The organism is Peribacillus sp. YIM B13481 (genome assembly GCF_042787985.1).
Taxonomy (GTDB): Bacteria; Bacillota; Bacilli; order Bacillales; family DSM-1321; genus Peribacillus; species Peribacillus simplex_A.
In genome coordinates this window covers 203,586-211,547 of record NZ_JBHZPE010000003.1, presented here as the reverse complement: position 1 = coordinate 211,547, position 7,962 = coordinate 203,586, and the positions used below count along the sequence as shown (strand labels likewise).

Annotated in this window: 11 protein-coding genes and 1 pseudogene; 1 reads left to right on the top strand and 11 read right to left on the bottom strand. The window is 42.9% G+C overall.

Features of this window, described 5'->3' with window-relative positions; genetic code table 11:
- Positions 1-98: 98 nt before the first annotated feature.
- The 3 genes and pseudogenes from ACFX4X_RS04150 to ACFX4X_RS04140 form a co-directional block, all read right to left on the bottom strand.
- Positions 99-833 carry a glycerophosphodiester phosphodiesterase gene (locus tag ACFX4X_RS04150; protein WP_284470251.1) on the bottom strand — a complete coding sequence of 245 codons (735 nt, stop codon included), beginning with the start codon at positions 831-833 and terminating at the stop codon, positions 99-101.
- Between the two features lie 86 nt (positions 834-919).
- Positions 920-1,144 (bottom strand): hypothetical protein, encoded by a 225-nt coding sequence (locus ACFX4X_RS04145; RefSeq protein ID WP_377381845.1) that lies wholly within the window; start codon positions 1,142-1,144, stop codon positions 920-922.
- Between the two features lie 548 nt (positions 1,145-1,692).
- Positions 1,693-1,791 (bottom strand): annotated as a pseudogene (locus tag ACFX4X_RS04140) (sporulation initiation factor Spo0A C-terminal domain-containing protein); the annotation flags it as partial.
- 109 nt (positions 1,792-1,900) lie between these two features.
- Here ACFX4X_RS04140 and ACFX4X_RS04135 point away from each other — a divergent pair.
- Complete coding sequence (locus ACFX4X_RS04135) at positions 1,901-2,944, top strand: tyrosine-type recombinase/integrase (protein WP_377381842.1); 1,044 nt, start codon at positions 1,901-1,903, stop codon at positions 2,942-2,944.
- 100 nt (positions 2,945-3,044) lie between these two features.
- Here the strand turns inward: ACFX4X_RS04135 and ACFX4X_RS04130 are convergent, their stop codons facing one another.
- The 8 genes from ACFX4X_RS04130 to ACFX4X_RS04095 all read right to left on the bottom strand — a co-directional run bounded on the left by ACFX4X_RS04130 (position 3,045) and on the right by ACFX4X_RS04095 (position 7,888).
- A complete protein-coding gene (locus ACFX4X_RS04130) occupies positions 3,045-3,653 on the bottom strand; it encodes a hypothetical protein (RefSeq protein WP_377381839.1) in 609 nt (202 codons plus the stop codon).
- Between the two features lie 740 nt (positions 3,654-4,393).
- A complete protein-coding gene (locus ACFX4X_RS04125; RefSeq protein WP_377381836.1) occupies positions 4,394-4,618 on the bottom strand; it encodes a phBC6A51 family helix-turn-helix protein in 225 nt (74 codons plus the stop codon).
- A gap of 51 nt (positions 4,619-4,669) precedes the next feature.
- Positions 4,670-4,867: a hypothetical protein gene (locus tag ACFX4X_RS04120; RefSeq protein WP_377381833.1), complete on the bottom strand. Its 198-nt coding sequence runs from the start codon at positions 4,865-4,867 to the stop codon at positions 4,670-4,672.
- Between the two features lie 75 nt (positions 4,868-4,942).
- Entirely contained in the window at positions 4,943-5,281 is a 339-nt protein-coding gene (locus ACFX4X_RS04115; RefSeq protein ID WP_377381830.1) for a YolD-like family protein, read from the bottom strand.
- Positions 5,282-5,382: 101 nt separating this feature from the next.
- Complete coding sequence (locus ACFX4X_RS04110; protein ID WP_377381827.1) at positions 5,383-5,589, bottom strand: hypothetical protein; 207 nt, start codon at positions 5,587-5,589, stop codon at positions 5,383-5,385.
- Positions 5,589-5,795 carry a hypothetical protein gene (locus ACFX4X_RS04105; protein ID WP_377381825.1) on the bottom strand — a complete coding sequence of 69 codons (207 nt, stop codon included), beginning with the start codon at positions 5,793-5,795 and terminating at the stop codon, positions 5,589-5,591. The genes ACFX4X_RS04110 and ACFX4X_RS04105 overlap by 1 nt, the downstream gene beginning before the upstream one ends.
- A 101-nt stretch (positions 5,796-5,896) precedes the next feature.
- On the bottom strand, positions 5,897-7,558 hold the full coding sequence (locus ACFX4X_RS04100; protein WP_377381822.1) for a phage tail tape measure protein: 1,662 nt from the start codon (positions 7,556-7,558) through the stop codon (positions 5,897-5,899).
- Positions 7,559-7,888: a hypothetical protein gene (locus ACFX4X_RS04095; RefSeq protein ID WP_377381819.1), complete on the bottom strand. Its 330-nt coding sequence runs from the start codon at positions 7,886-7,888 to the stop codon at positions 7,559-7,561.
- Between the last annotated feature and the right edge of the window lie 74 nt (positions 7,889-7,962).

Here is a 7,962-nt window from a genome sequence, read left to right as displayed (position 1 = left end):
CTGTTCAATACAGAGATCATCTTCTAGAGATAGCCTAACCTTTTTTTAAAATTGTCCTTTACATAGGGTACAGTTTATAATTATGGCACCTTCTTTCTTTATCTCGATTTAAGTCCTTCTCTGGCCCGTACGGCTGCCTCAGGAAAATCGGTTATGATGGCACTGCACCCCAATTTGAATAATCTTTTCATCTCGGCTTCCTCATTGATGGTATATGGCCGTACAGCAACACCCATGCTCAACGATGCTTGAATAACAAAATCAGGGGCAGCCCGGAAATTTGGATGGATTGCGCTCCCGCCTATTGCTTTGGCATATATCCACGGCATGTACAGACCATCCCTATAAAGCGGTGCCGTCTCCAGTTCCGGTGCCAATTGATGGCATTTAACCAAACTGTAATGATTGAATGATGAAAGGATAATCCTTTCATCCATTTCGTAGGCACGGGTGAGCTGTATGACTTTCTCTTCTAAACCTGGATACAGAAAAAGCGTGTTTTTCAGTTCAATATTGCAATAAAGCTGATTGTCGTTAAGCCAGATAAATAGTTCTTCAAGCGTCGGAATGTTTTCTTTACTCAATTTCCCCTTAAAGTTTGGGGACGCATTAAGTGTTTTCAACTCCATCAAGGTCCTGTCTTTTACATACCCTGAGGCATTCGTGGTCCGATCGAGCTTTTCATCGTGAATGATGACCACTTCTCCATCTTTCGAGAGCTGGACATCCGTTTCGATTCCGTCAGCCCCCACACGTGCAGCTTCTTTGAACGCAGACATCGTATTTTCCGGATGTGTTCCTGACGAGCCTCGATGTGCAAAGATTAAGGTCATGATGAAATCTGCCACCTCTCCCAAAAATCGTTATATCCCAATTTTATGAACAGACACAGCAAATTATTTTCATCTAGATCAATCATTTATCGGAAACTTTCAAAATGCAGGTGATTATTTTCGGCATAGAAGGTTCCTTTCGTCAAACAACTCAATTTCTTTTCCAAACTTTTGATTTGCCAGCAGGTATCCGGAAAGGCCATTTGACCAATCGTTATTTCACCTTCCCCTTTTGATTCAAGCATATCTATGATTGACTTCCGTTTCTCATCCAATTGAAGTATTGCGCCATCAATTTCTTCAATCAACATTTTGTTTGTTCATATTCCTTTATTGATTCGAGTTCCTTTATTTTTGATTCATATAAAAGCAAAGTATCATTCAATCCTTTTTTTAAAAGATTACGGTCAAACCCCTTGCCATTAATTATCGTTTTCCCTCCATACGAATCCCGATAACTGCCGCTCTAACTTTTCCATCCGCCTCAATAACGACGCCGATTAATTTTCCATCTTTTCATCCGTGAAGATATTCTTGGCTTTTTAGGAAACTCCCCGGCGAATATGTCGCTAAACTAAAAAAAATTAATGATTCAGATAATGAATCCCGCTTTTTCCACCAAACAAAAACGCCTTTTATTTATTGGATTCTTCCTGCAAAATCCAATAAATAAAAGGCGTTTAATTTTTTTTAATCGGCAGCGTAAAAAATTGAAGTTGCCGATTATAAAAAATCACAAAGCAACTTCTTCCTGTCCCCTTACCACCAGACGGAGAGTTCTTATTTATATTTAGCGGCTCTAGCCTTTATATGGTCAATGGTTACCCTGAATCTTAACAACCGTTTCCCCCTACCCCTGTCAAGATGCTTTATGCTCGAGACGGAGCTTATCGGCCACCATAGCAATGAATTCGGAATTTGTAGGTTTTGCCTTAGTCATGCTGACGGTATAACCGAACGGTTTTGGGGGGCTTTATCCCGCTAAATTCCGATAAATTCACGGCAAAATTGGACGGCTTTATCGGCACCTCTACGAAAAATTTATAGGAATCAGGAGGTTCGCTAAATTGGCGACAAATCAGACGTACAATTCACGTAAATTCGCGTTCAAAAAGCGCGATAAAATTCAGAAGGGTTTCAACGTAAGGGAAGCGTTCGACTTGTTTATCGAAGCTAAGAAGTTGGAGAAACGGTCGGATAAAACCATCAAGGCGTATGCTCAAATAATCGGAAAGTTTTGCGGGTGGTACACCGATAATAATTACGAGGAGCTTAACGAATCCGCTATCGGAGAGTATATTCGGTACATGACGTTCGATAAAGTTAAGTGGGACGACCACCCGACGAACCACTCTGCGCAAAAAGGCGTGTCGGCACGATCGATAAATAATATCATTCGAGTGCTGCGCGTGTTCTTTAATTACCTGGTCGACCACCGTTATATATCGCACAACCCTGCGGAGAGCATCAAATACCAAACGGAAACTGACGATACTTTCGAGGTATTCGCTGACGACGATGTAATCCGACTCATAGCTACGCCGAATATAAAAACGTTTACCGGCTTTCGGGATCGCGTAATGATGTTAATTTTAATCGATACAGGGTTACGTATCGGAGAGCTCACTAATCTTCGAATAAATGACGTAGACTTTACGTTAAGACAAATAACTGTGCGTGGCGAAATATCTAAGTCCAACCGCACGCGCATTTTACCTTTAACGAAGAAGACTGTCGGAGAGATACAGACCTTGGTCGACTATATTAACGTTGAGCCGGACGATTATCTATTTCTTACGTCGTTTGGGGAACGTTACAATTCGGATACCTTTGCGAAGATGCTTAAGAAGTACGCAGCTAAAGCAGGAGTCATCGACGTGCGTGTATCGCCACATACATTCCGCCATTACTTTGCGATTAAGTATCTTCGTTCAGGTGGTAACTCCTTTTCGTTAATGAAGATACTCGGGCACACCGACATCAGCATGACGCAACGTTACGTCAAATATGCCGAAGCAGATATAAAAGAGAATCACGAAGTAGCATCTCCTGTCGCAAACCTTTTCAAAGAAGGCAACGCTAAGAAGCGACGTGGACGACTATATAAATAAGAAGAAAGGCGACCAATTGCGGTCGCTTTTTCTACTTTTACATACGAAAAAAAGCCCCGACCCAAACGGACGATTCCGCTTAAGGTCAAGGCATGATTTACTATTCCTTCTGAAATCCGGTTTCGAACTGAGCCAGATTCTTTGCTTTAATCTTGGAGAACACTCCTGGGTGAATGTAATAACTACTCGATTCATTGTAAAATCGTGGAAACTCTACATATAACATATCGCTAAAGTTTTTATAGTTAATTTCATCAGCTGTTGCACGATCCCACGTAACTTTTACAACTTCAGTTACTTTTTCGTTACCCTTACTATCAATCATAGTTGTCGGAGTTATTATTTCCACCTCTTTAACTTCCGAATTTTTAAACAACATCTCTATTAACGTTAGCCCTTGATGTGCCGTTGAACTTGCGATTTCCGTTTCATCCCAGTGTGATTCATCAGCTCGGAATATCACTTTAACGTGCCCGTCCTTTATTTCAACTTTATCAACGTCAGCAATACGTTCCTTTAAGATTGGCGTTACTTCTTCGCTATTAAGTTCTACCTTATCAATAGAAGGCTTCGGCTTAGCTTCGACTGCCTTTTGTTCAGGCTCTGATGCCGTAGTTTCTACAGACTTAACCGGCCTATCTTCATCGCCACATGCCACCAGACTTAATACGATTACCAATCCGCCAAGCACCTTTAATATCTTCCGCATTTACATCGCCCCTTTTCCTTAAGTATAAACGGAACCTCCCGTAATATGATAGAATCATTTCCAAAATAAACCAGCGTGTGAGTTTCGTATAGTTGCGTCAGAATTGCGTGCACCAACCCCCCGAAGTGAAATTTTACTGCGCGGATTTATAATACAGCAGATGCAGAGATATTCGACCCCGGGCTTGGGGTAAATCGGTCATCCCCCCCGTCGTCCACTCCCGATACACGTGCGTATGTCTTCGTTGGCACGCGAATTGCTTAATTAATTTATTCATTTCGCTGCATGAACAACGCAATTCTAGTTAACATAATAGACATTTGCGGTAGTTAACTAATTACATAACCGTTGGAATGACTACGTTTGTGCATACGCAATTATTATCGAATATACATTATTTAAACATCGTTAATTTAACGCCATTCATACGACTATCACTCCGCCTAATGATCCCGTCATACTGCATAAGCTGAGCCTTCGAATACAGGGGCAATTGGATTATACAACCCCCTGAGATTTTCGGAGGCACATCCGGCAGGCCCCGCGTGCAGAATATACGGGAACTAATCGGAAATCCTTACGTTATATTACCCCGTCAAAACGTTTCGAGGGGCCGTCCGTCATGAGCCCCGTGCACGCAAAACGTCGGAAATTGCGTAATTTTGTAAACCAGTTATTACCACGAAAACCCTTGATACGACTACATTTCGGACATTGTCAGGTCATACGACATTATCACGTTATGCCCTGCGATTGTATCTAAAACGCTGTACCATATTCCGGTATTCCTGTTCGTAAGCCTTAGCGAAATCCTCCCGTTGTTGCCACTTCCATAACGTCATACGCGAAACTCCCGCCTCTTCTGCGACTTGCTCCATCGTAAGCCCTTGCCGGTATACTAGCCGGAAAGCAGCAAAGCGTTGAATATTTGTTAATGGTCGCGGTGCTGGTCCTCGTTTACCCATACGATCTCCTCCTTCGAATATAAAAAAGCCGCCTTAAAGGCAGCCTGATTTTTACGTATCCTCACCTTCATACTTCCGATAACAATTATTGATCGCCCTTACTATGTCTAATAAAACGGGGTTCCCCTTCGCTAATTCATCGGCGTACCATTGCTTTCGTTCTTCTACAGTTAGTTTCATTAAGCCGGAATTAATAATTATGGTCGCGTTACCAATCTTATATTCATAAGGCTTCTTCTCGTCCTCCACGTCAATTCCTCCTAAAACACCGTTTCTTCCAGTGTTTCTTTCGAGGATGAAATGTAAACCAGTACGGCCGCCCCTTTACTCGTGTACCTCCACCGCTATTATTTCCGACATCTTCAAGCGCTTCACTTCGTCCGCTTCCGTTTTCAGCCGTACTTCCTTACGTATAGGATCGACGTAATGTACGCGTCCTATTATTTCGTAATTAAAGCCGTCCACCCACTTCATAATCTTCACCGCAAAATTATATTCCCTCGCATAGCAAATACGTTGGTCGAATTCTTCGAATTGAAACTCATCAATAATCGGTTTTCGTTTTCGGTGGTAATCCGTATTTAATTCACGCAGCATCTTCGTATATTCGGGTAGGAATGCAGCTGGAGCCCACTTGACCTTGCCTCTATCGCGTATTGTCATATCGTCAACCCCTTCGTAACGGTAACGACATTATAACACGAACACACGTTCTTTAGTCATCCAAATAAAAAACGCCCTATTATAGGACGCTTAGTTCAATATCACCCTTTAAACCACTTCTCATTAATTTCTGGAACCTTCTTCGTAAAAGCGTCAATAACGAACTGAGCCGCCAAGTTTTCACCTGGATCAACGTCATGATCTGCGGATGACTTCACTCGTTGATGCCCTGCTAATTCAGCCGCTTTAACTAAGCCAACTAACTTGCGTCCAATTTCCTCATAAGTTACTTCATCAATCCTTGCCATTACTTCACATCTCCCTTTTCAAAATTCATCATTTTCCCTACAACTTCATCGCGAAAGATACATTCAATTTCGGAATAGCAATCAGTTGCTTTATAATTAATACCATTTACTCGACCCATCTTGCGAAATACCTTAGCTAACAGATTCTTCGCTTCTGCTTCAGACATCTCCGTAATTAACTTATTAAGATTGTCATTAAACGTCATTCTACCAACTCCTCCCAATTATATTTCGACAAATATTAAGACAATTCCTTTTTCTCTTTTTTCAAATAAATAAAGCCAGCCCGAAGGCCAGCCGTTAATTTTTAAGCGCCCGCAAATCCGGCTCTTTCTACTTTTTTGACGAATAAATCGAACAACTTTTCTGCGTCTTTCTCCGTTGATTCTGTTCCGTGTAAATGAACGCCACCAAAATTGTACGTATTCCCTCCGCCTTTTCCAGACGAATACTCCTTGTTCTCTTGCTTCGTAAGGACCCTTTCGCCTTTATGCAAGCTAGCACCGTACCCATCGTAAGGAACACGTGAAAGTCCGCCTGCATGCGATGTTTGGCGGCCTTGACCTACCGATTTGCTATACGCCGAAGCGCTTGTAACATTACCCCAACTTACTTTCGGTACTATCGGGATATTTACGCCTGGTATCTTATTCAGGACGCCAATCATTTTATTGACTCCGGAAACAACCGAGTTGACCATGTCGCCGGCTTTGCTCTTGATAGTGTCGAAGTTTTTATAAATAGCTACGCCAGCTGCAACGATTTGACCGAATGGCCCAAGCATGGCAATAACTGCGCCTTTTAAAAATCCGAGTTTATTCCAAAGCTCGACTGTTTTCGCTTTGACCGTATCCCAGTTGCGATATAGATAAACGCCTGCCGCGACGAGCAAACCGATTGTAGCGATAACCAAGCCGATAGGGTTAGCTAAAAGTACGCCATTAAAAAGGGCTGCGGCCGTTGTAGCACCGACGTTTGCCAGTTTATAAGCGTTCATCATCGTAGTAACGGTACTAATGACAGACATTGCGACAAAGCCTGCCTTCAGTACGACGAGGCCTCCACTTACCGCAATAATCGTTTCTCTAATCGCCGGCCAGTTGTTCGCAATTGTCGTGGCTAGACTTATAGCTCCGGAGACTGCTGCGCTGAACGTCTCTTCCGCCTTTACCTTGAAATCCGCAAACTTACCACTTTCCATGAAGGCAGTAAACTTGTCAATAAACGGGGCCACGGAACTTAGCGCTGATTCTCCGAGCCCTACGAGAAATTGCTTCGTCGTGTCAACGAGCTTGCCCCATTTCGCATAGGTTGTATCGTTTACTTTTCCGAGATATTTTGTATCAATCCCGATATCCGATAGTACCGTGTCGAGCGCCCTCAACTTCTCGGCCTGATTGGCTGCATCTTTAATCGGCTGAACCTGATCTTTCGTCAAATTGAAACGGTCTTTCAGAGATACCAAGTCACCTCCGAGAGCCTCTTTAATCGCAAAACCCGCGCCTTCAAAGCCTTGCATCGGATTGAGGTAACTTAAGCGTTCGGTTAAATTGACCATCGTCTTAATCTCATCGGTATTTTTTGTTAACGTCGAAAAGGATTGCGTAGAGCTTAACGCTTCCTGGTATGTCATTACGGAGTTTACCGCCTTGTTTTGGATGAAGTCGGAAAGTTCTTTCGCCGCTTTAACGTCCCCGCTAAACATTGCCTCTAAGCTCACCTTGTTATAATCGAGTTTCATCGCTTCACCGATCGTTGCGTTAAGTAACTTTTGCGCTCCGACTAAACCTATGACACCGGTCGCAGCTGCGCCTAGACCCATTGTAAATCCGGACATGTTCGTCCTCATTTTGCCGACGCCTTTACTTACGGATTCCGCATGCTTTTGAAACGTCTGCATTTGCTTCGACATCAGGCGCATTGGTTTCGTCATATTATCTATAAGACTGAGTCTTGCTTTTAACTCCATCTAACTCAACTCCTCGGTTATCCTAATCGCAATCACGCTGCCTTCGTCCCAAAGTCGTGTAGCCTCTTTGCGGTGCTTATATTCGGCAACAGAGTCGCCAGCGTTGCGAGCTTTCACAAACAACTCCATCTCGGCCAAGCATGATAAATTCGATTTAATTAACTCACCTAAAATTTGATCGTTAACCGTCGCGTTAAATTGACTTCGGCACTTTGAAAGCCTACGAAGTACATTTCGTGAAAACTTACCTTCGTGTTCATCGATGCGTTGGCACAAAATACCGAATTCCAGATGGCGTTGAGCCCTCGCTTTTCTTAGTGCGTCGTTCATAATTTCTCATCCTTTCGAATTTGGATAAATAAAAAGCCGCCCTTTTGGGACGGCCTAAACTTTCTTCAATTTTT